The 24,542-nt window shown below is 67.3% G+C and carries 23 protein-coding genes, 1 tRNA gene and 1 pseudogene; 8 read left to right on the forward strand and 17 right to left on the reverse strand.

Annotated elements, in window-relative coordinates; translation table 11 throughout:
• Window positions 1-171: 171 nt before the first annotated feature.
• The 3 genes from TY25_RS13330 to TY25_RS13340 form a co-directional block, all read right to left on the reverse strand.
• Window positions 172-246 (reverse strand) — tRNA-Thr (locus tag TY25_RS13330).
• 121 nt (window positions 247-367) lie between these two features.
• Window positions 368-610, reverse strand: coding sequence for an MbtH family protein (locus tag TY25_RS13335; RefSeq protein ID WP_011207082.1), 243 nt, complete (start codon window positions 608-610; stop codon window positions 368-370).
• 170 nt (window positions 611-780) lie between these two features.
• Window positions 781-1,614, reverse strand: coding sequence for an alpha/beta fold hydrolase (locus TY25_RS13340; RefSeq protein WP_042256261.1), 834 nt, complete (start codon window positions 1,612-1,614; stop codon window positions 781-783).
• 166 nt (window positions 1,615-1,780) lie between these two features.
• Between TY25_RS13340 and TY25_RS43395 the strand changes: the two genes are divergently transcribed.
• From TY25_RS43395 to TY25_RS13360, 4 genes are all read left to right on the forward strand, one after another.
• The gene (locus TY25_RS43395) at window positions 1,781-1,951 is read left to right on the forward strand and encodes a hypothetical protein (protein WP_014981427.1); all 171 of its coding nucleotides are present in this window, start codon (window positions 1,781-1,783) and stop codon (window positions 1,949-1,951) included.
• A 90-nt stretch (window positions 1,952-2,041) separates the two neighbouring features.
• Window positions 2,042-3,595 carry an alpha,alpha-trehalose-phosphate synthase (UDP-forming) gene (locus TY25_RS13350; RefSeq protein ID WP_042256262.1) on the forward strand — a complete coding sequence of 518 codons (1,554 nt, stop codon included), beginning with the start codon at window positions 2,042-2,044 and terminating at the stop codon, window positions 3,593-3,595.
• A gap of 69 nt (window positions 3,596-3,664) precedes the next feature.
• Complete coding sequence (locus TY25_RS13355; protein WP_042256264.1) at window positions 3,665-4,402, forward strand: response regulator transcription factor; 738 nt, start codon at window positions 3,665-3,667, stop codon at window positions 4,400-4,402.
• Window positions 4,399-5,865 carry a sensor histidine kinase gene (locus TY25_RS13360; protein ID WP_042256265.1) on the forward strand — a complete coding sequence of 489 codons (1,467 nt, stop codon included), beginning with the start codon at window positions 4,399-4,401 and terminating at the stop codon, window positions 5,863-5,865. The genes TY25_RS13355 and TY25_RS13360 overlap by 4 nt, the downstream gene beginning before the upstream one ends.
• Here TY25_RS13360 and TY25_RS13365 read toward each other — a convergent pair.
• The 12 genes and pseudogenes from TY25_RS13365 to TY25_RS13425 form a co-directional block, all read right to left on the reverse strand.
• Window positions 5,852-6,331, reverse strand: a complete 480-nt coding sequence (locus TY25_RS13365) for an Rv1363c family protein (protein ID WP_014981423.1) — start codon at window positions 6,329-6,331, stop codon at window positions 5,852-5,854. The two genes, TY25_RS13360 and TY25_RS13365, sit on opposite strands and share 14 nt — an antisense overlap.
• 2 nt (window positions 6,332-6,333) lie before the next feature.
• Window positions 6,334-7,212, reverse strand: coding sequence for an Rv1363c family protein (locus tag TY25_RS41620; protein ID WP_052382955.1), 879 nt, complete (start codon window positions 7,210-7,212; stop codon window positions 6,334-6,336).
• Window positions 7,209-8,639, reverse strand: coding sequence for an MCE family protein (locus TY25_RS13375; protein ID WP_042256267.1), 1,431 nt, complete (start codon window positions 8,637-8,639; stop codon window positions 7,209-7,211). The genes TY25_RS41620 and TY25_RS13375 overlap by 4 nt, the downstream gene beginning before the upstream one ends.
• The gene (locus TY25_RS13380) at window positions 8,636-9,874 is read right to left on the reverse strand and encodes an MCE family protein (RefSeq protein WP_042256269.1); all 1,239 of its coding nucleotides are present in this window, start codon (window positions 9,872-9,874) and stop codon (window positions 8,636-8,638) included. Before TY25_RS13380 ends, TY25_RS13375 begins: the two co-directional genes overlap by 4 nt.
• A gap of 1 nt (window position 9,875) precedes the next feature.
• Window positions 9,876-11,126 (reverse strand): annotated as a pseudogene (locus TY25_RS41625) (MCE family protein); the annotation flags it as partial.
• Window positions 11,123-12,190 (reverse strand): MCE family protein, encoded by a 1,068-nt coding sequence (locus TY25_RS13395; protein ID WP_014981418.1) that lies wholly within the window; start codon window positions 12,188-12,190, stop codon window positions 11,123-11,125. The pseudogene TY25_RS41625 and the gene TY25_RS13395, both read right to left, overlap by 4 nt.
• A complete protein-coding gene (locus TY25_RS13400; protein WP_081868856.1) occupies window positions 12,187-13,212 on the reverse strand; it encodes an MCE family protein in 1,026 nt (341 codons plus the stop codon). Before TY25_RS13400 ends, TY25_RS13395 begins: the two co-directional genes overlap by 4 nt.
• Complete coding sequence (locus TY25_RS13405) at window positions 13,209-14,405, reverse strand: MCE family protein (protein ID WP_042256272.1); 1,197 nt, start codon at window positions 14,403-14,405, stop codon at window positions 13,209-13,211. The genes TY25_RS13400 and TY25_RS13405 overlap by 4 nt, the downstream gene beginning before the upstream one ends.
• 4 nt (window positions 14,406-14,409) lie before the next feature.
• Window positions 14,410-15,261: an MlaE family ABC transporter permease gene (locus TY25_RS13410; RefSeq protein ID WP_014981415.1), complete on the reverse strand. Its 852-nt coding sequence runs from the start codon at window positions 15,259-15,261 to the stop codon at window positions 14,410-14,412.
• Between the two features lie 4 nt (window positions 15,262-15,265).
• Window positions 15,266-16,030, reverse strand: a complete 765-nt coding sequence (locus TY25_RS13415) for an MlaE family ABC transporter permease (protein WP_014981414.1) — start codon at window positions 16,028-16,030, stop codon at window positions 15,266-15,268.
• A 345-nt stretch (window positions 16,031-16,375) separates the two neighbouring features.
• Window positions 16,376-17,281: a 3-oxoacyl-ACP reductase gene (locus TY25_RS13420; RefSeq protein WP_088607055.1), complete on the reverse strand. Its 906-nt coding sequence runs from the start codon at window positions 17,279-17,281 to the stop codon at window positions 16,376-16,378.
• Window positions 17,282-17,326: 45 nt separating this feature from the next.
• Window positions 17,327-17,515: a ferredoxin gene (locus tag TY25_RS13425; RefSeq protein ID WP_042256274.1), complete on the reverse strand. Its 189-nt coding sequence runs from the start codon at window positions 17,513-17,515 to the stop codon at window positions 17,327-17,329.
• A gap of 155 nt (window positions 17,516-17,670) precedes the next feature.
• On the opposite strand from TY25_RS13425, the gene TY25_RS13430 reads away from it, so the two are divergent.
• Both TY25_RS13430 and TY25_RS13435 read left to right on the forward strand, forming a co-directional pair.
• Window positions 17,671-18,864 (forward strand): acyl-CoA dehydrogenase family protein, encoded by a 1,194-nt coding sequence (locus tag TY25_RS13430; RefSeq protein WP_014981411.1) that lies wholly within the window; start codon window positions 17,671-17,673, stop codon window positions 18,862-18,864.
• Window positions 18,865-18,885: 21 nt separating this feature from the next.
• Window positions 18,886-19,989 carry an acyl-CoA dehydrogenase family protein gene (locus TY25_RS13435; RefSeq protein WP_042256276.1) on the forward strand — a complete coding sequence of 368 codons (1,104 nt, stop codon included), beginning with the start codon at window positions 18,886-18,888 and terminating at the stop codon, window positions 19,987-19,989.
• Window positions 19,990-20,116: 127 nt separating this feature from the next.
• Here TY25_RS13435 and TY25_RS13440 read toward each other — a convergent pair whose 3' ends face one another.
• Window positions 20,117-21,766 (reverse strand): acyl-CoA synthetase, encoded by a 1,650-nt coding sequence (locus TY25_RS13440; protein ID WP_042256277.1) that lies wholly within the window; start codon window positions 21,764-21,766, stop codon window positions 20,117-20,119.
• Window positions 21,767-21,826: 60 nt separating this feature from the next.
• Here TY25_RS13440 and TY25_RS13445 point away from each other — a divergent pair, with 60 nt between their 5' ends.
• A complete protein-coding gene (locus TY25_RS13445) occupies window positions 21,827-22,609 on the forward strand; it encodes a crotonase/enoyl-CoA hydratase family protein (RefSeq protein ID WP_042256279.1) in 783 nt (260 codons plus the stop codon).
• 53 nt (window positions 22,610-22,662) lie between these two features.
• Here TY25_RS13445 and TY25_RS13450 read toward each other — a convergent pair whose 3' ends face one another.
• Window positions 22,663-23,079 carry a VOC family protein gene (locus TY25_RS13450; protein ID WP_042256281.1) on the reverse strand — a complete coding sequence of 139 codons (417 nt, stop codon included), beginning with the start codon at window positions 23,077-23,079 and terminating at the stop codon, window positions 22,663-22,665.
• Between the two features lie 184 nt (window positions 23,080-23,263).
• Here TY25_RS13450 and TY25_RS13455 point away from each other — a divergent pair, with 184 nt between their 5' ends.
• The gene (locus TY25_RS13455) at window positions 23,264-24,262 is read left to right on the forward strand and encodes a sigma-70 family RNA polymerase sigma factor (RefSeq protein ID WP_014981406.1); all 999 of its coding nucleotides are present in this window, start codon (window positions 23,264-23,266) and stop codon (window positions 24,260-24,262) included.
• Window positions 24,263-24,542 lie beyond the last annotated feature (280 nt).

The raw sequence follows: 24,542 nt of genomic DNA on the forward strand, positions 1-24,542 counted from the left end.
CGCCGTCTTGCCCCCAATACGTCCGCGCCCTGCCCCACACGCGAACGAGCGCGCCGTAACCGACGCGCTCGTCTGGAGCCCCCTGTCAGGATTGAACTGACGACCTTTCGCTTACAAATCAGGCAGGGCCTCTACCGACCGAACGAGCGCGCCGTAACCGACGCGCTCGTCTGGAGCCCCCTGTCAGGATTGAACTGACGACCTTTCGCTTACAAGGCGAGTGCTCTACCACTGAGCTAAGGAGGCGGGGTCCGCTCGAAAGCGGTTGCCATCATAACCGGGCACGCCGACTGCGCGACACCGGCATTACGGTGTCACGCAGACGGCGATCGATCAAATGTCCCGGCGCAGTATCAGATACCGCGGATCAGGACTGGGCGCCCTGGCGGGCCGCATCGTCGGCGGCCATGGCGTCACGCAGGCTCTTCGGACGCATATCCGTCCAGTTCTTCTCGACGTACTCGACGCAGGCGGCCCGGCTGTCCTCACCGAACACAACACGCCATCCGGCCGGGACCTCCGCGAAGGCGGGCCACAGGGAGTGCTGCTCTTCGTCGTTGACCAGGACGAAGAAGCGGCCGTCTTCGTCATCGAAGGGGTTGGTGCTCAATTTCACCTCACTGGATACTGGCGCTATGTACGGGACCGCTCGTGGTTCACCCGGCACAGGCCCGATGAACCGAGGTTCCACGGACGTCCGCACCGTTAGAGTCCCGAGCGTAGTTTCGACCCTAGCAAGGCAGACGTTACGCCTGGGCGGTTACCTCTGGCGGTGAGAACTCAGCTCGCGAAAAAATCAAGCAGGATCTTGTTGACCGTTTCCGGCTGTTCCAGGTAGCCGAAATGGCCCGCATCGGGCACTTCCTGGTAGCGCGCACCGGGAATCACCTCGGCAATCTCCCTGGACAGGTAGGGCGGGATCATCCGGTCGTCGGCGAAACCGATGGACAGGCAGGGCACGGTGATCGCGCGGTAGGCCTGCACCCGCTCGAAGTCGTGATCCATCCGGCGCTGGGCGCGGATGCCCGGCGTCACCGGACCGCCGGTGAACTCGAACAGGTCGAGCCAGTCGCGGGCCGAGTTCGGTTCGGCCATGGTCGCGGGCGAGAGGTTCATCACCGCGGTCACCGCGGCCTCGTACTTCGCCGGCAGCTCGACGCCGCCGGCGTCGAGTTCGTGTTCGCCGAGCGAGAGGGTCTTCTGGAACTGGTCGAGCCGCCCGTGGCCGGCCATGAAGACGGCCTTGCGCACGAGTTCGGGCCGGGCCAACGCCAATTCCTGGGCCACCCGCGCACCCATCGAGGTGCCGACGACCAGCGCCGGGCCCTCGTCGAGCAGCTCGATCAGCCCGGCGGTGTCGGCGACCAGCTGGTCGATCGTCATGCCGTCGGCCGCCTCGTAGGAGGGCGCGATGCCGCGGTTGTCGAAGGTGCACACCCGGTAGCCGGCGGCGACCAGTGCGGGCACCTGGTGCAGTTCCCACACCCGCCCGGGGCTGCCGGTGCCCATGATCATGACCACAAGCGGCCCCGACCCCTTGACATCGGTACCCCGCGCACGGTCACCTTTGACCTGGTAGTTGAGGGAAATTCCGTTCACCGTGGCCAGCGGCATATCGACCCTTTCGTGGAGTTGCTGCTGTCCCCCACGGTATAGGGGCGAGCGGGGGCGGCACACCCGGCCGGGGGCCGGTGTGACGCGGGTACCACCCGCCCCTGGCGGCGCCAGATACCATTGACTATTCGCACGTACGAGCGTAGTGAACCGGGAGGACTTGAAGATGGCCGCGAAGGGCAGCGCGAACGACATCGCGGACGACGATCTGGAACCACTGGCCGACGAGACCGCACGACAGGCTCAGCGCGTGGTCGCCGCCTATGCGGAGGACGCCGACGAGTGCCGGATGCTGTTGTCGATGCTCGGCATCGGCCCCAGTTCCCGGGTCGAATAACCCGTTCTTACCTTCGACGCCAACGGCGACGTCGAGCTACCCAGATCCTGTGGGACCCAGCGACGCGCAAAGGATGCGTGAGTGGACCAGATGACTTCGTCCGACGGCTCCGAACCCGCCCTAGACACCTCCGCCGACCACCCGCAAACCCCGGTCGGCCCTGCCGAATCCGGTTCGGGCTTCGTGGTGGTGGCCAATCGGCTTCCGGTCGACCTGGAACGGCTACCGGACGGGACGAGCCGGTGGAAACGCAGCCCCGGCGGCCTGGTCACCGCGCTGGAGCCGGTGTTGCGCAACAACAAGGGCGCGTGGGTCGGCTGGGCCGGGGTGCCGGACGCGGATGTCGATCCGATCATCGAGGACGGCTTGGAACTGCATCCGGTGCCGCTGTCGGCGGAGGAGGTCGCCGACTACTACGAGGGCTTCTCCAACGGCACGCTGTGGCCGCTGTATCACGATGTGATCGTGCGACCGGTCTACGACCGCAAGTGGTGGGCCGCCTACGTCACGGTGAACCGGCGCTTTGCCGAGGCGACCGCGAAGGTGGCGGCGGAGGGTGCCACCGTCTGGGTGCAGGACTACCAGTTGCAACTGGTGCCCAAGATGCTGCGCATGCTGCGACCCGATCTGACCATCGGCTTCTTCCTGCACATTCCGTTCCCGCCGGTCGAGCTGTTCATGCAGATGCCGTGGCGGACCGAGATCGTCGAGGGTCTGCTCGGCGCCGACCTGATCGGCTTCCATCTGCCCGGCGGCGCGCAGAACTTCCTCTATCTGGCGCGCAGGCTGGCCGGTCAGCCGACTTCGCGCGGCACCGTCGGCGTCCGCTCCAAACTCGGCGTCGTGCAGGTCGGTTTCCGCACGGTGCGGGTGGGCGCGTTCCCTATCTCGATCTCCTCCGCCGAGCTCGACGAGCATTCGCGCCGCCGTTCGATCCGCGAGCGGGCCGCGAAAATCCGTGCGGAGCTGGGCAATCCGAAGACCATCCTGCTCGGTGTCGACCGGCTGGACTACACCAAGGGCATCGATATCCGGCTCAACGCGCTGGAGGAGCTGCTGCTCGAGCAGCGGATCGATCCGGCGGAGACGGTCATGGTGCAGCTGGCCACGCCGAGCCGGGAGCGGGTGGAGAGCTACATCCAGATGCGCGGCGACATCGAGCGCCAGGTCGGCCGGATCAACGGCGAGTTCGCCCGGGTCGGCTACCCGGTGGTGCACTACCTGCACCGGCCGATCCCGCGGGACGAGCTGATCGCCTTCTTCGTCGCCGCCGACGTCATGCTGGTGACGCCGCTGCGCGACGGCATGAACCTGGTCGCCAAGGAGTACGTCGCCTGCCACAGCGGGCTCAACGGCGCCCTGGTGCTGAGCGAATTCACCGGCGCGGCAGCCGAATTGCGGCAGGCCTACCTGTGCAACCCGCACGACCTGGACAGCGTGAAGGACGCCATCGTCTCGGCGATCGAGGACGACCGCGACACCAAGCGCCGCCGGATGCGCTCGCTACGCCGTCAGGTGCTCGCCCACGACGTGGACCGCTGGGCCCGCGCCTTCCTCGAGGCCCTGGCTCAGGATCAGGTCGCGGGCAGCGCCCTGCTCTCCGACGACGACGTCTACCCGGAGGAACGTCAACCCACCCGCTGAGTTCCGTTCACAGGAATCACCCAGGTTTGGTCCAGCGACTTCGCAGGAGGATGACGGACCATGAAGCCCATGAGTGGTGCGCCTGTGGAGCAGGCACCCGAGGCGCGGGTGCTGGTGGTCGACGACGAGCCGATGATCGTCGAGCTGCTCGCGGTCAGCCTGCGCTACCAGGGCTTCGAGGTGGACACCGCGGCCGACGGCGCGCAGGCCCTGGACAAGGCGCGCACCTTCCGGCCGCAGGCGCTGATCGTCGATGTGATGATGCCCGGCATGGACGGGTTCGGCCTGTTGCGCAGGCTGCGCGCCGACGGCATCGACTCCCCCGTGCTGTTCCTGACCGCGCGCGACGAGATGCAGGACAAGATCACCGGGCTCACCCTCGGCGCCGACGACTATGTCACCAAGCCGTTCAGCCTGGAGGAAGTGGTCGCGCGGCTGCGGGTGATCCTGCGCCGAGCCGGGCACACCGCGCCGCAGCGGGAGAATTCGCGGCTCCGGTTCGAGGACATCGAGCTGGACGACGACACGCACGAGGTGTGGAAGGCGGGCGAACCGGTCGCGCTGTCGCCCACCGAATTCACGCTGCTGCGCTATTTCATGGTCAACGCGGGCACCGTGCTGAGCAAGCCGCGCATCCTGGATCACGTGTGGCGCTACGACTTCGGCGGTGAGGTCGGCGTGGTGGAGACCTATGTGTCGTATCTGCGCAAGAAGGTCGACACCGGTTCCGAGCGGCTCATTCACACCCTGCGTGGCGTCGGCTACGTGATGCGCGCACCGAGCCGCAGCCGGTCGGCCGGGAAATGAGCCTGGGGCGGATCGGGAGGATTCGCGCCAAGGCCACCGCCACGCTGTCGGCGGTCCCGTTGCGGGTGACCTTGATGGTGGTGCTGGTGCTCACCGCCGGGCTCGGCCTGCTCATCTCGGGCACGGTGGTCACCTCCGGGCTCGAGCAGTCGCTGACCAACCGCACCGATCAGCAGTTACGGGAGGGCGTGATCGAATGGTCACGCCGGGCCCGGATGCCACCGCCGCCGGTGCTGCCACCGGACCCGCGGCACGCGCCGAGCCAGTTCTACGTGCATTCCACCAGCACGGACGGACGGACGTTCTTCATCAAGGCCTTCGGCGTCGACGGCGAACCCGCGCTGCCGGAGAATCCGGCCACTGGACCGATCACCGTGGGTTCGACGGGCGGCGGGCCGGTCCAGTGGCGCGCGCTGACACTGCGCGCACCGGACGGCACCACGACCGTGGCGCTGCCGCTCACCCAGAACAACGACACCGTGCATCGGCTGGTGGTGCTGCAACTGGTCGTCGGGCTGACGGTGCTGTGCGCGCTGGCACTGGTCGCGTACTTCGTCATCCGGCGCAGCCTGCGCCCGCTGCGCCGGGTCGAGCACACCGCGGCCGCCATCGCCCGCGGTGACCTGTATCGCCGAGTCCCGGTGCGCGGCACCAACACCGAGGTCGACAGCCTGTCCCGGTCGCTGAACGGGATGCTCGCGCAGATCCAGCAGGCCTTCGCCAAAACCGAGGCGTCCGAGGCGGCCGCCCGGCACTCCGAGGCGAAGATGCGCCAGTTCATCGCCGACGCCAGTCACGAATTGCGTACCCCGCTCACCACCATTCGCGGTTTCGCCGAGCTGTACCGGCAGGGCGCGACCGGCGAGCCCGACCTGTTCATGGACCGCATCGAACGGGAGTCCCAGCGGATGGGCATCCTGGTCGAAGACCTGCTGATGCTGGCCAGACTGGACGCCCAACGTCCGCTGGAGCAGGGCGTGGTGGATCTGCTCGCCGTGGCCAGCGACGCCGTGCACGGTGCCCGCGCCTTGGCCGCGGCGGCCGATCCGACGGGTCCGCGGCGGCGCATCGAACTCGAAATACAGTCCGGCGAGGGCACTCTGGAGATCGTCGGCGACGAGACCCGGCTCCGTCAGGTGCTGACCAACCTGCTCAACAACGCGCTCACGCACACGCCGGCGGAGGCGGCCGTCGCGGTCCGGCTCACCCCGACCGCCGACGATATCGTGCTCGAGGTCGCCGATACCGGCCCCGGCCTGCCGCCCGAGGAGGCCGAGCACATCTTCGAACGCTTCTACCGCACCGACGGCTCGCGCACCCGCAGCAGCGGCGGCACCGGCCTCGGCCTGTCCATCGTCCAGGCACTGGTCACCGCGCACGGCGGCACGGTGCGCGTGCAGAGCGTCGAGGGCCTCGGCACCACCTTCACGGTCCGGCTGCCGCGCGGGCTCAGACCGGCGTGACCTGGTCGACCAGCCAGCGGTCGCCGTCCTTCTGCACCGTCGCCTTGACCCGGCTGCCGGTGGTGGTTCCCTGCGGTGAATCCTTGCTGGTGGTCACCTGATTGACGAACAGCAGGACGACCACCTCGGACTTGTCCGCGGACACGATGCCCGCCGCCTGGGTGGTGGCGTGCACCGTGAGCTGCTTCTCCTTCGCGCCGGGCGCGATCGCCTGGGTGATCAGCTTCAGATAGTCGTCGCGGAATTTCGGCGACAGGTTGTCGGCCGCCTTGGGCAGTTCCTTGTCCACCGTCTGATAGTCGTAGGTGAACATCGCCGACACCGATCGATCGGCCGCGGCCACCGCGTCCTTGCGGGCCTGCTCCGCCCGATCGTCGTTCCAGATCCGGAATCCGTTGACGCCGAGCACGATCAGGGCCGCCACGGCGACCACACTCGCGCCCGCCAACAGGATCTTGCTGCGCATTGTCATCCGACGAACTCCACCTTGGATGCGGTCAACCCGGCGTCGCCCCGGCTCACGGTGATCCGGAAACGGTAGAGCCGCGTCTGCGGCCCCTCCTGGCCCGCGTTGGTCAGGGTCTGCTTGACCGCCACCAGCACCTGCGCCGAATCCACGTCGTCGCTTTCCAGTGCCGCCTCGACGACCTCGCCGTTGGAGACGATCTTGGCCTGCTGCACGACATTCAGGAACGGATCTACCCGCCCGTCGAACTCGCTCTTGAACTGGCCGGAGGCCACCGCGAGGATCCGATCGATGTCTTGCTTGGCCGAATCGGCGCGGATGGTGGTCAGATTCAGGGCGGCCTGCCTGGCGGTCTGCACGAATTCGGTGCGCCGCTCGTCACGCGCGTCGATCGAACGAGCCTTGACCACCGACAGTCCCGCGCCGACCACCAGCGCGAGCACCAGCAGCGCCGCGGCCGCGAAGGCGAGGATGCGCCCGACGCGGAGGGGGGACTGCGCCCCGGGGTCGACGGCCGGCGTCGCATCGGGCTCGACTCCGCTCGTACTCGTAGTTTTGCCGAGTTCTACGGTTTCGCCGTCCGCCGTTTTGCCTGCGGCTTCGACGGTAGCCGCCGCGCCAGGTTCGGCGGTTTCGGCGTCGGCTGCCGCGCCGAGATCGAGTGTTCCGGCGTCCGCGACGACGGTGTCGGCCGGCGGCGGCGCTGGGTCGCTCCCGGTGCCGGACGACGCCGTACGCACCGGCACACCGGCCTTCGGCACCTTCGTCTGCTCGGCCGGTATCGATGTCACACCGGGAGCCGCCGACTCGTCGGCCGGTGGCCCCACCGAGCGCACGGCACGTCGCCGCGTGCGCCGCTGATCTCCGTTGATATCAGTCATCGTTGCTGCTCCTCGAGCATCGCCTGCCAGCTCGACGGTACCGTGCCCGAACCGCTCGGTCCGATATCGCCCTGTCGGTACGTGCGTCCGTCCGGACCGATGTACTGACCGGTGGACGGGTCGTAGGATCGCGCGGCCGCCGGTGTGCCGGTGCCGACGTACGCGGCGGGTGCGGTCTGCGCCGGAACCTCCGCGGGCGGCGCTGCCGCGGGCGCCACGGGCTGTACGGGACCGAACGGCGGGTTGTTGCCTTCCGGAACATAACCCGTGCGGCACAGTTCGGGCGTCGGCGCGCGCCGACCGGGGAATTCCGCACACGGCGTATTGCGAATGCCGCGTACCTGGATCGGCGAGTCCTGCGGCACCTTGCAATACAGGCCCGCCGGTGAGGGCAGCGAATCGAGTTCGCTAGGTGAACGCCATTGATCGGTGGGCAGGAATCCGGTGGTGCACGCGGGCGGATCGTTGACCACGGTCCCGAAATCGACCATGGCGCCGTACTCCGCGGGTCCGCGGATGACCGTCCGCAACGCCGCGATCAGCGGCGGGAACACCACCAGAAGTTGTTCCAGCCCAGCGTGATACGTCACGCCGACCTGCCCGGTGCTGACCAGGTTGTTCAGCAGCAGCGGCAGGGTCGGTCGCAAGGATTCGAACTGCGCGTTCACCCGCTGCATCGCCGAGGGGCCCTCGTGCAGCACATTGCGCAGCGAAACATCATGCGCGCGAAGTTGATCGGTCACCGTGGCCAAGTCACTGGTCCACGAACGGATCGCGGCGTCGGACTGGATCTGGGTGTCCAGCAAAGGTCCGATCTGATCGAGCAGCTTTTTGGTCGGTTCCGCGTTGTTCTGTGCCTCCTGCACCAGCAGCGACGCCGAATCGATGAACCGCTGCAGATCCGGGCCCGCCCCGTTGAATGCCTTGAACGCCTCGTCGATCACCTGTCGCAGCCGGGTGTCGGCCACGCTGGACAGCAACCGATCGGACTGGTCGAGCAACGTACCGACATCCTGGGGCAATTTGGTGCGCCCCACCGGAATCACCGAACCGTCGGCCAGGTTCCCGCCGACCGGACGCTCGGCGGGAATCAGGTCGACGTACTGCTCACCGACCGCCGAAACGCTGCGCACCCAGGCGTTGACATCCGCGGGCACCTTGTAGTCGCTGTCGATGGACAGGTGCGCCTCGACACCGGTCGTGGTCAGCCGGACATCCTGCACCACACCGACATTCGTGCCGCGGTAGGCGACATTCGCGGTGGGATAGAGACCGCCGGTCGCGGCCAGCTGCACGGTGACGTCATAGCGCCCGATGCCCAGCATCGCGGGCACCTTCACATACACCCCGCCCATCACCACCAGGCCGATCACCGTCAAGATGGCGAAGATCGCGAGCTGCGTGCGGACGAATCTGGTCAGCGTCATCGGCCCGGGCCCCCTTGTGGCGCAGTGTTTCCCGGCAACGGCACGGTCAGGCCCGGAATCGCGGGCAGGCCGGGGATGGGCGGCAGGCCGGGCAGCGCGGGCGCGGGCTGCCCGTCGGCCGGCGGCGGCAGCAGCGGTCCGGTCGCCGGATTGCCTGCCTGCGTAGCGGTATCCGGGGCGAAGCCGCCGACCACGCCTTCGACACCGCCGAAGCGGCCGCCGAGCGGCGTGCCGATCAACCAGTTGTTGTCCAGCCGCTTCCCGGTGAGGTCGACCGTGATGAACAGGTTCAAGTAGTCACCCTTGATCGCCTTGTCCAGGTTCTTCATCGGGAACGGGAAGGTCGGGACGATCTTCAACGCCTCGACCAGGTTCATCCCGGTGTCGGCCAGCGTCTCCAGCACCGGCGCCAGACTGCGCAGGTTCGCCTTCAGGTTCTCGCCGCTGGTGGTGATGATCCGGTCGGTGACATCACTGAGGTCGCCGAGCGCCGTGATCGCCGCGGTGATGCTCGCGCTGCGGTCGGCGAGCACGGTGAGCGCGGGATGGATCCGCTCGATCGCCCTGGCGACCACGTCGCGCTGCTGGGCGAATTGCCCGCCGAGCCGGTCGAGTCCGCTCATCGCCGCGATGATGTCGTTGCGCTGCTTGTCCAGTCCCGTGGTCAGCGTCTCGAGCTGGGGCAGCAGGTCGCGGATGTCGTTTTCGCGCCCGATCAACGCCGAATTCAGTTCGCGGGTGATCGTTTCCAGCTGCGAGATGCCACCGCCGTTGAGCACCACCGACAGCGAGGACAGCACCTGTTCCGTCGTCGGGAACGCGCCCGCTCGCTCCAGCGGAATCACGTCCCCGCCTTTCAACTGCCCCTGCGGGGCGGTATCGGTGGGAGCGGCGAGTTCGACATGGTTGCTGCCGAGCAAGCTGGTCTGCCCGATCTTGGCGACCGCATTGGCGGGCAGGTGCACGTTCGGGTTCAGCGAAACGGTGACCAGCGCATGCCAGCCCTCCACCTCGATGTTCGATACCGTCCCGACCGTCACGTCGTCGACCCGCACCGGCGAATTCCTGGTCAGCGTGGTCACATTCGGCATCTGGATGCGCACCTGGTACGCGCCGTCCATCGTGCCCTCGGTGCCCGGCATCGGCAGCGAGTTCAAGCCGTCCCACTCGCAACCCGAAACACCGAGCAGCACAGCGAGACCGAGCACCATCGTCGTCATCCGGCGCGGCATCATCGCCCCCTCCCGGAATGGCAAGTCCGGCAATGCCTTCCGGCACGGTGACCGGCGGCGGTCCCGGCGCGGGCGCCTGTTCGGCCAGACTCGGCGGGCTGAACTTCAGCTGCTCCGGGAACGCGTGCACACCGGTCGCCGGGTTCAGCAGGATCGGCGCGTAATTCATGGCCAGCGAACTGATCACCGGCGCAAGGTATTGCGCGCAGAGGTCGGCCGAGCGATCGGACTGGTTGATCTCCAGCGCGCGCACCGAACCGCACAGGAAGCCGAGCGGATCGGCCGTATTGTTCAGCGCCACCGCGCCGGTGAGCGTCCCCTGAGCGGGCTTGTAGATCTGGTAGAAGTTCACCAGCGCGGTCGGACCCGAGTGCAGCACCCGCTCCAGCTCCGGTTGCTTGTCCACCAGGATCTGCGTGACATCGGCCAGCCGCTGCACGCCCTCGGTGAGTTCGGCGCCGCTGCCCTCCAGGAAACGCTTCACGTCGGCCAGCGCGGTGTCCAGATTGTCCAGTCCCGCACCGAGTTCGGCGGAGGCGCCGGCCAGCACCGAGGAGACCGAGGCGAGCCTGCCGCCGAACTGCACGATCTGTTCGTTGCTCGCCGCGAGCACATCCACGAACTTCTGCAGGTTGCGAATGGTGCCGAACAGGTCGGTGCGTCCATCGGAAAGGGTGTTCAGGGTGGCGGACAGTTCACGCAGGGTGTCGCGCAGCTTCTGCCCGTTGCCGTCCATATTGTCCGCAGCGGTGTTGACGAAGCGGCCGAACGAGCCCTGCGAGTCGTCGCCGACCGGGCCCAAAGTGGTTGCCAGCTTGGAGAGTTCGGCCTTGATGTCGTCCCACTCCACCGGCACCGCGGTGTGCTCGATCGGAATCTGCGCGCCGTCGCCCATTTTCGGGCCGCCGGTGTAGGCAGGCGCGAGCTGGATGAACCGCGCCGAGACCAGCGACGGCGAGATGATCACCGCGCGGGCGTCGGCGGGCAGGTCGATCCCGCGATCGATGGTCACCCGCACCTTCACCCGGTCCTTGCCGGGATCGATCGAATCGATCCGGCCGACCTTCACCCCGAGCACCCGGACCTCGTCGCCCTTGTACAGGCCCGAAGTCGACGGGAAGTACGCGGTGATGCTGGTCGTGCCGAGCCGCGTGATCCCGGTGTACGCGCCGAACGCCACCAGCGCGACCACCACGGCGCCCGCGACCACGACCGCCCAGCGAGGCACCTTTTTCGCCTTGTCCATGAGGGTCATCGCGGTGGCTCCTGAATCGACGGGCCGATCGACGGCGGTGCCGGATGCGTGAAGATGTTGCGCAGGTCGTCGGGCAGATGCTCGGGCCACACCAGCGCGTCCACCAGGCCCTGCAGCTGGGTGCTGGTGGCGTTGACGACATAGGCGTTGAACCACGGGCCGTTGCCGACCTGCTCGCCGAGGGCCGCGGCGTACGGGCCGAGGTTGTCGAGCGCGTCCGACAGGTTCTGCTTGTTGCGCTGCAGCAGGCCGAGCACCGAGTTCAGCTTGTCCAGCGCCGGTTTCAGCTGCGCCTCGTTGTCGTTGACCAGACCGGACAGCTGCTTGGCCACCTCGTTGACGTAGACGATCAGCTGCCCGATCGCGCCGCGCCGCCGGTCCAGCTCGCCGAGCAGGTTGTTGCCGTCCAGCAGCAGCATGTTGATCTGGTTGCTGCGGTCGGCCAGGATCTTGGTCACGCTCTGCGCGCGGACCAGCAGATCGGACAGCGCCTGGTCGCGCGCATTGATGCTGCGGGACAACGCCGTTACCCCGTCCAGTGCCGCGCGCAGCGGGGCGGGCGTATCGGCGAAGGTCGCCGAGAGCGTGTCGAGCGTCTTGTCCACCTGCTCGAGGTCCAGCCCCTGCACGGTGCGGCCGAGATCGCCCAGCGCGTCGTTGAGCGAGTACGGAGAAGTGGTGCGGTCCAACGGGATCGTGTCGTCGCGCCGCAGCGCGCCCGGCCCGGTCGGCGTCAGCTCGAGCGACTTGCGGCCGAGCACCGTGTTGGTCTTGATCGCGGCAGCGGTCTTCTGGCCGAGCACGATCGACTCGTCGAGGGTGAAACGCACCAGCACCTTGTCGCCGTCGAGGTGCACGCTGTCCACCCGGCCGGTGCGCACCCCGGCCACCTGGACCGGGTCGCCGGGCAGCAGCCCGCCGGCGTCGGCGAAGAACGCGGTGTAGTTCGCGCCGCCGCGGATGAACGGCAGCCGTTCGAACTGCAGGGCCGACAAAGCCACGCACACCGCGACCACCAGGCCGACGATGCCGATGGTGACGACACGGGATCGCTGCTCGTTCATTCGGGCGCACACCTTCCGGTCGTCTGCTTGCCCGGCAGGTTCACCTGCAACGGCTGCCCGTCCGGTCCGTCCACGAGCAGGTTGGTCCCGCAGACGTAGAGCTGCAGGAACGAGCCGTAGGCGCCGATGCGGATGAGCTTCTTGTAGGTGTCGGGCAGCCGGTCGAGCACCCACTGGATGGTGTCGGAGCCGTTGTCGAGATTGCTCGACAGCCGCCCGGTCTGCTCGATGGCGGTGCGCAGATCGGGTCGCGCCTGCGCGAGCAGATCGGTCAGATCCCTGGTGGCCCCGGCGATCCGCGGCAACGCGTCGCCGATCGGGTCCCGGTCGGCGGCCAGATCCGTGATCAGGCGCTGCAATTCGTCGAGCGTGGTGGCGAACTGGTCGCCGCGCTGATCGATGGTCTGCAACACCGTGTTCAGGTTGTTGATCACGTTGCCGATCAGCTCGTCGCGGTCGGCCAGCGTCTTGGCGAAGGAACCACCGCTGTTGAGCAGTGAAACCAGCGTGCCGCCCTGGCCCTGGAAGATCTGGAGCAGGGCGCTGGTCAGATCGTTCACCTGCGCGGGATCGAGGCCGCGCAGCAGCGGCCGGAACCCGCCGAGCAGCATGTCCAGGTCGAGCGCGGGCGCCGTCTTGTCCTTGTCGATGGTGCCGCCGTCGCGCAGCACGTCCGCGGCGCCCGGGCCCTCCAGCAGCTCCAGATACCGGTCCCCGACCAGGTTTTCGTAGCGGATGGTGGCCCGGGTGCTGGTGAGCAATCGATACTTGCGGTCGACGTCGAACTCGACGTGCGCCAGCTTGTCCTTGCCCACCCGCACCGAGGAGACCGAGCCGACCGGCACCCCCGCGATGCGCACCTTGGCCCCGGGCAGCATGCCCGACGAGCTGGTGAACACGGCGTGGTAGCCGTGCTCCCTGGCGAAGCGCATCTGGCTGAACACGACCGTCAGCCCGGCGAAGACCAGCGCCATCACCAAGGTGAAGATGGCCAGTTTCACGGTCGTCGCGGTGTTCTTCACAGTGCGTCCACCCCCGGTAACCCGGCGAACAGCAGCTGGAACACCTTCGGCGCCGAGTTGGGCTTCACGAAACCCGTGTTGGGCACGTACGGAGCTCCCTGATTCGTGTCGGTGACGACGTAGTCGGCATGGCTGTTCGGCACCCGGTCGACCACGCCCTCGCAATGCGGGCCACCGGTGGCGTTCACCTTCGGCAGGTCGTCCGGGTAGGTGTAGGGCTTGGCGCCGAACATGAAGTTGGTGTTCATCCCGATGCCGGGCAGCACCCCGCCGAATACCCGTTCGGCCAGCGGCATCATCGGGCCGAGCGCGTTGATGACGCAGCCGAGCGCGGGGTTGTATTCGAACAGCAATTGCGTGGTGGGCCGCAAGAGATCCAGCGCGGTGCCGAGGTTGCCCTCGTTCTCCTTCAGCACCGATCCGGTGGTGTCGGCCAAGCCGATCAGGTTGGCCAGCACGTCGTCCAGGCTCTGCTGCTCGTCGACCAGCGCGCGGCTGGTGACGGTGGCGTTGTCCACGGTGCGCAGCAGGTCGGGCGCCGTGTCCGCGTACAGGTCGGTGACCTGACCGGTCTGCACCAGATCCTGTTGCAGCGTGGGCAGATACGGGTTGATATCGCGCAGGTAGGCATCGCTGCGGGCGAGCAGGTCACCGAGCTTCTCGCCGCGGCCCTGCAACGCGGTGCCGAGCGCGGACAGCGTCGCGTTCAGCTTCTCCGGCTCGACCTTGGCCAGCACGTCGGACAGGTGCTGGAACAGCGTGTTGAACTCGACGGTCACGTGCTGCACGCTCACCCGCGCACCGGGTTTCAGCGAGGTCGCCGAAGGCTGTTCGGGCACCGTGAAATTCACGTACTTCGCACCGAAGACGGTGGTGGAGCGGATATCTACGCCCGCGTTCGCCGGAACCAGTTTCAGCTGATCGGGATTCACCGCCAGTTTCAGGCTGGCGCCCTCGGCGGTCTGCTCGATCCCGACGACCCGCCCGATCTCCACGCCGCGCACCTTCACCTTGGCGTCCGGGTCGAGCACCAGGCCGCTGCGCGGCGCGTCGACCATGACGGTCGCCGTCGAGGTGAAGCCGCCGACGAACATCAGCAGCGCGATCGCGACGATCGCCACCATCGCCAGCACCATCGCCGCTCCGGCGAGCTTGAACCCGAGCGCGTTTCGCAATTTCGTCGAATCCGCCATATCGCTATCCGGAGAGGTGGAAGTTGCCGGAGGTGCCGTAGATGGCCAGCGAGATCAGCAGTGTCACCGTGACCACCGCGACCAGCGAGGTCCGCACCGCGTTGCCGACCGCCACGCCGACCCCGACCGGGCCGCCCGCGGCGTTGTAGCCGTAGTAGGTATGGATGAGCATGACCGCCAGGGCCATGAAGATCGCCTGCGCGAACGACCAGAGGATGTCGCTCGGGATCAGGAAGGTGGAGAAGTAGTGGTCGTACACGCCCGCCGACTGCCCGTAGATGACCACCGTGGCGAACCGGCTGGCCAGGAAGGACGCGATCACGGCGAGCGCGTACAGCGGCACGATCGCGATCATCCCGGCCAGCACCCGGGTGCCGACCAGGTACGGCACCGGCCGGATGGCCATGGACTCGAGCGCGTCGATCTCCTCGGCCACCCGCATGGCGCCGAGTTGCGCGGTCGAGCCGGCGCCGATGGTGGCGGCCAGCCCGATGCCGGAGATGACCGGGGCGGCGATGCGGACATTGATGAAGGCCGCGAAGAATCCGGTGAGCGCCTCGACGCCGATATTGCCGAGCGAACTGTAGCCCTGCACCGCGATGGTGCCGCCGGCGAACAGGGTGAGGAAGCCGACGATCACCACGGTGCCGCCGATCACCGCCAAAGCACCGCTGCCCATGCTGATTTCGGCGATCAGTCGAATGGTCTCGGTCCGATAGTGGGTGAGCGCGCGCGGAATTGCCCCCAGCGCCTGCGCGTAGAACACAGCCTGTTTTCCGACAGAATCGAGCGAGTCCGACATCCGACGCACCCGTCGAACGGTACGCGGGAAGCGGGATTCGATCACGAAGGCCATGCGGTCACCGCGCCGTGAACTTGATGCCTACCGCGGTGACCACCACGTTCACGACGAACAAAGCCATAAAGGCGAAGACGACGGTCTGATTCACCGCATCACCGACACTCTTGGGACCACCTTTGACATTCAAACCCAGATAACAGGCCACCAGCCCGGCGATCAGCCCGAACAATCCGGCCTTCACTTCCGAGATGATCAATTCGGGCAAATGAGTCAGCAGCGTGATGCCGTTGACGAACGCGCCGGGGTTCACGTCCTGCAGAAACACCGAGAAGAGAAATCCGCCGACGATGCCGATGGTGCAGACCAGGCTGTTCAGCATCAACGCGACGAACATCGAGGCGAGCACGCGCGGCACCACCAGTCGCTGCACCGGGTTGATACCGAGCACCCGCATCGCGTCGATTTCCTCGCGAATCGTGCGGGCGCCCAGGTCAGCACAGATCGCGGTAGCTCCGGCGCCCGCCACGATCAGCACCGTCACGATCGGGCCGACCTGGGTCACCGCGCCGAACGCCGCGCCCGCGCCGCTGAGATCGGCCGCGCCGATCTCGCGCAACAAGATGTTGAGGGTGAAGCTCACCAAAACCGTGAATGGAATCGCGACCAACAGCGTCGGCACGATCGAGACCCGTGCGATGAACCAGGACTGGTCGATGAACTCGCGCCATTGAAATGGCCTGCGCACGCTGGCGCGTGCGACTTCGGCAGTCAGTTCGAAGAACCCGCCGACGGCCCGCAATGGCACGGCAAGGACCTCGTTCATCTACGAACCTCCTTGCTCAGAACCCGCGTACAACTTCACGGCACGATTCTTCACCGAGGCCGCACCGCCTCACTGATTAGAACACGTTCACAACGTTGCCGGAAGATGTTTGTCACTTTTGAACTGCACTTTTTAGCTGCATCGGCATACAAATCTGGAACGGGTGTCAGAGAGATTGATCCCACCTTTGTGAGGCGGAGCACATCTCGACACCCAATGTCTACCAAGTGCCGGACCCGTGATCAACAGTTGGTCAGTTGATCAGCAGTTCGTGTCGAGTGGGTCTTGCAGATACCGATCCTCGCTGCGCATGTTTCGCGCCGAAGGTCGGGCGGCGATACGAACTCAGCCGAGATCGAGCAGCGCCGAAGCCGAGAAGGTCTGCCCGGCAGGGCGTTCGGCGAAGTAGCCGCCGAGGGTGGCCGCGAGATCGCCCGGCGACCACTGACCGTCCGCGGCGTCGAACCGTTGCTCGACGACGGGCGCGGCCATGAGCGCCACCATCGCGCCGTAGACCACGAACAGCTGACCGTTCACCGCGTCGGCGGCCGGTGACGCGAGGTAGGCGACGAGCCGGGCCACGTGATCGGGGGACAGTGGATCGACCGCACCCTCGGGTGCGGCGCTGAACACCGTTTCGGTCATCGCGGTCCGCGCGCGCGGCGCGATCGCGTTGGCGCGCACGCCGTAGCGCGAAAGCGCCCGCGCCGCCGACAACGTCAACGCCGTGATGCCCGCCTTGGCGGCACCGTAGTTGGCCTGCCCCTCCGGGCCGAGCAGACCAGCCTCCGACGAGGTGTTGATCAGCCTGCCGTAGACCGGCGCGCCGGCCGCCTTCGACTTGCCCCGCCAATAGGCCGCGGCATTGCGGGACAACAGGAAATGGCCGCGCAGATGCACCGCGACGACGGCGTCGAAATCCTCGTCGGACATGTTGAACAGCATCCGGTCCCTGGTGATCCCGGCGTTGTTCACCACGATGTGCACACCACCGAATGCCTCCTCGGCGGTGCGGATCAGCGCGTCCGCGGTGGCCCGTTCGGCGATGCTGCCCGCGACGAACTCGGCCTTGGCGCCGAGCGCGCGGAGCTCGGACAGGGTGTCGGACACCGCATCCGATTCGGCCAGGTCGTTGATCACCACCGAGGCTCCGGCACCGGCCAACGCGAGCGCCTCTGCCCGCCCCAGCCCGGCGCCCGCTCCGGTCACGATCGCCACTCGTCCGGCCAGGCTCACATCTACATCGTCCACGGGGCCGACCCTAGAACGTGTTCCAGCCAATGGCAAGGGACCATTTCACTGGAGCCGCAGCGCCGCTTTCGGGCATTGCGCGACCGCGTCCTCGACCTCGGCGACGCGATCGGCGGGCACCTCGGCCGTCAGGATGTGCAACTGGTCTTCGTCATCGAGTTCGAACACGTCGGGGGCGATTCCGACGCAGATTCCGTTCGCTTCGCACTGATCCAGATCGACGCTTACCTTCATGAGAACTCCTTTACCGCGATCCTTGGCGAACCCTAACAAGCCGGCACCGCCGCAGGTGGCGCTATCGACCGGATTCGGTAGCAATACTGGAACATGTTTCAGTCGGTATGCAATGATCGGGTGCACCCACATCGAGAAGGCATGAGGTATTTGCCATGCGCATTGCGTACACGCCGCAGCAGGAGGAGCTACGCGCGGAGCTGCGCGACTACTTCGCGCGACTCATCACCCCCGAGCGGCGGGCCGCGCTCAGCGCGCAGACCGGCGAGTACGGCCAGGGCACCGTCTACCGCGACGTCGTGCGGGAGATGGGCCGCGACGGCTGGCTGACGCTGGCCTGGCCGAAGGAATACGGCGGCCAGGACCGGTCCACGATGGATCAGCTGATCTTCACCGACGAGGCCGCGATCGCCGGCGCCCCGGTGCCGTTCCTGACCATCAACTCGGTCGCGCCGACGATCATGCACTACGGCAGCGAGGAACAGAAGCGTTTCTTCCTGCCCAAGATCGCCGCGGGCGAGCTGCACTTCGCCATCGGTTACTCCGAACCCGGCGCAGGCACCGACCTGGCCAGCCTGCGCACCTCCGCGGTGCGCGACGGCGACGACTACGTGATCAACGGCCAGAAGATGTGGACCAGCCTGATCGCCTACGCCGACTACGTCTGGCTCGCGGTGCGCACCGACCCGAACGTCAAGAAGCACAAGGGCATCAGCATGCTCATCGTGCCGACCACGGCCGAGGGCTTCTCCTGGACCCCGGTGCACACGATGGCGGGGCCGGACACCAGCGCGACCTACTACCAGGACGTCCGGGTGCCCGCGAGCGCACTGGTCGGCCAGGAGAACGGCGGCTGGGCGCTGATCACCAACCAGCTCAACCACGAGCGGGTCGCGCTCACCTCGGCGGGACCGCTCGCGCTCGCGGTGCGCCAGACCGTCGACTGGGCGCGCAACACCAAGGCGGGCAACGGCTCCCGGGTCATCGACCAGGAATGGGTGCAGGTCAACCTGGCCCGGGTGCACGCCAAGGTCGAATACCTGAAGCTGCTGAACTGGGAGATCGCCAGCCGGGCCGACGCGGGCGGCGACGCGGCACCCCGGCCGTGGGACGCCTCCACCTGCAAGGTGTACGGCACCGAGCTGGCCACCGAGGCGTACCGGCTGCTCATGGAGGTGCTCGGCCCGCAGGCCTATCTGCGGCAGGATTCCCCCGGCGCCGAACTGCGCGGACGGCTCGAGCGGATGCATCGGGCCGCGCTGATCCTGACCTTCGGCGGCGGCACCAACGAGGTGCAGCGCGACATCATCGCGATGACCGCCCTCAAGCAACCCGCCGCCGCGCGCTGATCCGGAAAGCAGAGAGCTGACATGGATTTCACTCCCACCGAAGCCCAACTCGATCTGGCCCGGCTGACCGGCGAGGTGTGCGCCAAGCTCGTCACCGCCGACCGGCTGCGCGAACTCGACAAGGCCGACGAACGATTCGACGCGGCGCTGTGGAGTTCGCTCGCCGAGACCGGCGTGCTCGCGGCGGCGCTACCGGAGTCCGTGGGCGGCGGCGACTTCGGCGTGCTCGAGCAGACCGCCGTGCTGCGCGAGCTCGGCAAGTCGCTCGCCGCCGTGCCCTACCTCTGGTCCATCGTGGTCGGCGCGGGCGCGCTGGCCCGGTTCAGCGATGCGGCGCAACAGGATCTGGCGACCCGGGCGGGCGCGGGCCAGGTGATCCTGACCGCGGCGCTGACCGAAGAACACAACTGGGATACGGCCAGGCCCACCACCGTCGCGGTCGAGGCGGCGGGCGGCTGGCGGCTCACCGGCGTCAAAACCACAGTGCCGGTGGCCGATCGCGCCGAGCGCATCCTGGTCCCGGCCACCGTCGCGGGCGCACCCGCGGTGTTCCTCGTCGATCCCGCCGCGGCGACCGTGACCGCGCAGCAGGTCGTCGATCGCAGCCCCGAGTACCTCGTCGAATTCGCCGATGCCCCGGCCGAATTGGTCGGCACCGTCGAACAGGGCGCCGAGATCCTGGACTGGGTGCTGACTCGGGCCTGGCTGGGTCTCAGCGCGCTGCAGCTCGGCACGGTGGAGCGCGCACTCGACCTGGTGGCCGAATACGCCCGCGAGCGTGAACAATTCGGTAAAGCGGTGGGTAGCTTCCAGGCCGTGGCCCAGCGGCTCGCCGACGCCTACATCGATGTCCAGGGCCTGCGCCTGGCGGTCACCCAGGCGGCCTGGCAGCTCTCCGAGGACCTGCCGAGCGCCGCGGCCGTGCACACCGCCAAGTTCTGGGCGGCCGACGCGGGCCACCGCGTAGCGCACACCGTCGTCCACATCCACGGCGGCGTCGGAATCGACCGCGACCACATCGTGCACAACTACTTCACCGCCGCCAAACACCACGAATTCGCCCTCGGCGCCGCCACCGACCACCTCCGCGCCCTCGGCACCCTCCTCACCACCAACCCCACCTGACCCACCCCGCGAACGGCCCGCCGATCCCGGCGGGCCGTTCGTGTTTGCCCGGCCCTGAGGTCGCCGCATGACGCAAAACTGAGGGCCGCCACGGTATTCGTGGCGACCCTCGGTCTGCGTGCGCGGTCTACTTGGTGCTTGCTTCTGCGTGTTCGTCGGCGGGGCGTTCGTCGGTTTGGGCTTTGGCCCAGCGGTAGTCGGGCTTGCCGGCGGGGTTGCGCTTGATCTGGTCGACGAACCAGAGGCTGCGGGGGAGTTTGTAGGGGGCGATCTCCTGGGTGAGGACGGGGCGCAGCTCCTCGAGGGTGGGACGCTTGTCGCCACGGCACTGGACGACGGCGGCGACGCGCTGGCCCCAGCGTTCGTCCTCGACGCCGACGACGAGGGCGTCGAAGACCTCGGGATGGCATTTCAGCGCACCCTCGACCTCTTCGGGGTAGATCTTCTCGCCGCCACTGTTGATGCTGACCGAGCCCCGGCCGAGCATGGTGACCGTGCCGTCTTCCTCGACCCGGGCGTAGTCGCCCGGGATCGAATAGCGAATCCCGTTGAACTCCTTGAACGTTGCCGCGGTCTTGGCCTCGTCCTTGTAGTAGCCGACCGGGATGTGGCCCTTGCGCGCGATGAGCCCGACCTGCCCGGAGCCGGGCACCACCGGATTGCCGTCCTCGTCGAGCACCTCGGTGGCGGCGTCGATCTTCACCCGCGGACCACCGGTATGGTTGGCGCCCTTGGCGATTACCGACAGCCCGCCGAAACCGGTCTCCGAGGACCCGATGGAATCGGTGATCATCCGGTTGGGCAGCAGTTCGAGGAACTTGTCCTTCAGCGTCGGCGAGAACAGCGCGGCGCTGCTGGCGATCACGTACAGGCTCGAAAGATCGTAGGGCGCACCGGTTTCCGGATTCCCCTCGAGCAACGCGTCCACCATCGGCCGGGCCATCGCGTCACCGGTGATGAAGATGAGGTTGATCTTGTGCCGGTCGATGTGCTGCCACACCCCGTGCCCGGTGAACTCGGGGATCATCACGGCCTTGCCGCCGTCGAAGAGACTGTGGAAGGTCGCCGTCTGCGAGCCACCGTGGATCATCGGCGGAATCGGGAACCGCACCATCTGCGGGTTGCCCGCGCCCTGCTTGGACTGATGCCACTCGTCCTGGACGTACTCACCGGTGAGGAAGTTGATACCGCCGCCGAGCACCCGCCACCAGTCCTCGTGCCGCCACATCACGCCCTTCGGCAGCCCCGTGGTGCCGCCGGTGTAGAGCATGAAGATGTCGTCACCGGAGCGTTCACCGAAGTCACGCTCCCCCGACGCGGCGGTCAGCGCGGCCTCGTATTCGACCGAATCCGCTGCGGTCGCGGTGGCACCGGCCGTATCGTCGTCGACAACGATCACCGTCTTCAGCAGCGGCGTCTTCGGGAGCACCCCCGCCACCCGATCGCTGTAGCGGCGCTCGTGAATCAGCGCGACCATGTCCGAATTGTCGAAGATATATTGCAACTCGTTCTCGACGTATCGGAAGTTCACGTTGACCATCACCGCGCGCGCCTTGAACACCGCGACCATGGCCTCGACGGCCTCGATCGTGTTGCGCGAGTAGATGCCCACCTTGTCGCCCGGCTGAACACCATGTTCGAGCAGGTAGTGAGCCAATTTGTTGGCGCGCTCCTCCAGCTGGGCGTAGGTGACCTCACGGCTGTCGTCCGCGAGCGCGACGCGGTCGGGCATCAGGTCGATGGCGTGTTCGACAAGGTCCGCTATGTTGTAGCTCACAGCCCTAAAATAGAACGTGTTACTGTTCCTGGCAAGGTTCGAAAGTCAGGAGATTCGCCGATGCCACACTGTCTCGTCGAGGAACGCGATCATGTCCTGATCGTCACGATGAATCGCCCCGAGGCGCGCAACGCGCTCTCGGCCGAAATGATGGCGATCATGCGGGACGCCTGGGACCAGGTGGACAACGATCCGGACATCCGGGTCGCGATCCTGACCGGTGCGGGCGGCGCGTTCTGCGCGGGCGCGGACCTGAAGGCGATGACCGCGCAGCATCCCGGCGATTCCTTCGCGGGCGGCGGCTGGGACCTGTCGAAAATCGAGGCGCTGCTCAAGGGCCGCAGGCTCACCAAGCCGTTGATCGCGGCGGTCGAGGGCCCCGCCATCGCGGGCGGCACCGAGATCCTGCAGGGCACCGACATCCGGGTGGCCGGTGAAAGCGCGAAATTCGGCGTGTCCGAAGCCCGCTGGGGACTGTTCCCGCTCGGCGGGTCCGCCGTGCGACTGGTCCGCCAGATCCCCTACACCGTCGCCGCCGACATCCTGCTGACCGGCAGGCACATCACCGCGGCCGAGGCGAAGGACATCGGACTGATCGGGCACGTGGTCCCGGACGGCGGCGCGTTGGACAAGGCACTCGAGCTCGCGGCCCAGATCGCCGCGAACGGTCCACTCGCGGTGCAGGCCATCCTGCGCACCATCCGGGAAACCGAGGGCATGCACGAGGAAGAGGCGTTCCAGATCGACGCGAAGCTCGGCATGGCGGTGTTCAAGTCCACCGATGCCAAGGAGGGCCCGAAGGCCTTCGCGGAAAAACGCAAGCCGACCTTCACCGGTAGCTGAAAAGGCCACGCCCCCGGCACCTTTCGGCGACCGGGGGCGCTGCCGCGGCGAATTCAGCCGGCCGGGTAGGCCATCCAGAACGGCTCCCACTGGTGACCGTCGGGATCGATGAACGTGCGGCTGTACATGCCGACTTGTTCCTCTTGCGCTCGCTTCTCCGCGTTGACCTCCTCGGTGCCGCCCGCGGCCAGCGCCGCGCCGATGTAGGAGTCCACTTCGGCGATGCTGGTCAGCGCCAAACTGTAAGAGGCGCCGATTCTTTCGGTGGTTTCGGCCACCGGGCGACGACAGAACGTGGTGAAGAACTGTCTGGTCAGCAACATGATGCAGATGTTGTCGTCGATCACGATGCAGGCCGCGTTGTCGTCGGTGAACTCCTGATTGACCTTCCAGCCGAGCGCCTCGTAGAACTTCTTCGACCGATCCAGATCGGCGACGGGGAAGTTGAGAAAAATCATCCGGCTGCTCATGTGTCGGTCCCTTTTCGTAGTCCGCCTGTTTCCTGCGCATCTATGCAGACGACGCGCAGGCCCGGAACTCATCGCTGAGCGGGCGATGTGACCGGGCACACGACCCGGTTCAGCGATCTTGAAAACGCAGGTGGCGGACTTTTGGGTCTGGGCTGTGTCGGTGGGCTGTGGCAGGGTGACACCCATGAACGACTTGTCCGGCCACACCGCCGGCCTCGCTCCCGACGTCCTCGAATCCTTCGAGAAGCACCGCCGGGAATTGTGCGCTTACGCCTACCGCATGCTCGGCTCCTCCTTCGAGGCCGAAGACGCGGTCCAGGAGACCTTCACCCGCGCGTGGAAGTCCTACGACTCGTTCGAGGGTCGCGCGAGCCTGCGCTCCTGGCTGTATCGAATCACCACCAATGTCTGCCTGGACATGCTCGACGGCCCGCAGCGGCGGGCCAGGCCGATGGACCTGTCCGGTCCGTCGCGGCCGGACTCGCCACTACCCGCGCCCCAGCCGGACTACGTCTGGATCGAGCCGATCCCGAACGCTTTGGCCTTCGGTGCCGACCCGGCCGACCACGCCTCGGCCAAGGACACCCTGCGGCTGGCCTTCGTCGCCGCCTGCCAGCACCTGCCCGCCACCCAGCGCGCCATCCTGATCATGCGCGAGGTGCTGCGGTTCTCCGCCAACGAGACCGCCGAGGCCCTCACCATGTCGCCCGCCTCGGTCAACAGCGCGCTGCAGCGGGCCAGGGCGACCATGTCCAAGGTGCAGCCGACCACCTCGGACAACTACGACGAGTCCGACGACGACCAGCGCAAGCTCGTCGACAACTTCGTCAAGGCCTTCGAGGCCTACGACATGGACACCCTGACTTCGCTGCTGAAAACTGATGTGGCGCTGTCCATGCCGCCGATCGAGCTGTGGATCTCCGGCCCGGAGAACGTGGTCGCGTTCATGCTCGGCCACGGCAGCGGTTGCCGCGACTCCCGGATGATCCGCCTCGAGGGCGCCAACGGTCACCCCGCCTTCGGCCACTACAAGCCGAGCGGCGAGCCCGGTGTCTGGGTCCCCTGGTCGATCACGGTCCTGGAACTCGACGGCGACACCATCTCCGGCCTCAACTTCTTCCTCGACACCGACAAACTGTTCCCCCTCTTCGGGCTCGCCCCGGAACTCCGCGAAGCGGTGTAGGTCCCGGCCCCGCCTCCCGGGGAGGTTTGGACACACCAGCATTGCGCCCAGCCAGTTGCGGTCGGACAGTGTGCCTGTGCGCAGTACTGCCCGACTCGCGCGGGTTCTCGCGCACCGCACGACGACTTGCCGGGCGACACACCGGAAGAGTCGCGAAGACGTGCGCGGGGCGTTCCATTTGCCCCCCAGGCCCCGCCGAGGTCGCGTACTACGCTGCGCCGCGCGGCTTCTCACGCACTGCGCAGCGAGACGGCGCGCCGGGGCGGGCGACGGGCGGGGT

The organism is Nocardia brasiliensis NBRC 14402 (assembly GCF_000308475.2).
GTDB lineage: Bacteria > Actinomycetota > Actinomycetes > Mycobacteriales > Mycobacteriaceae > Nocardia > Nocardia brasiliensis.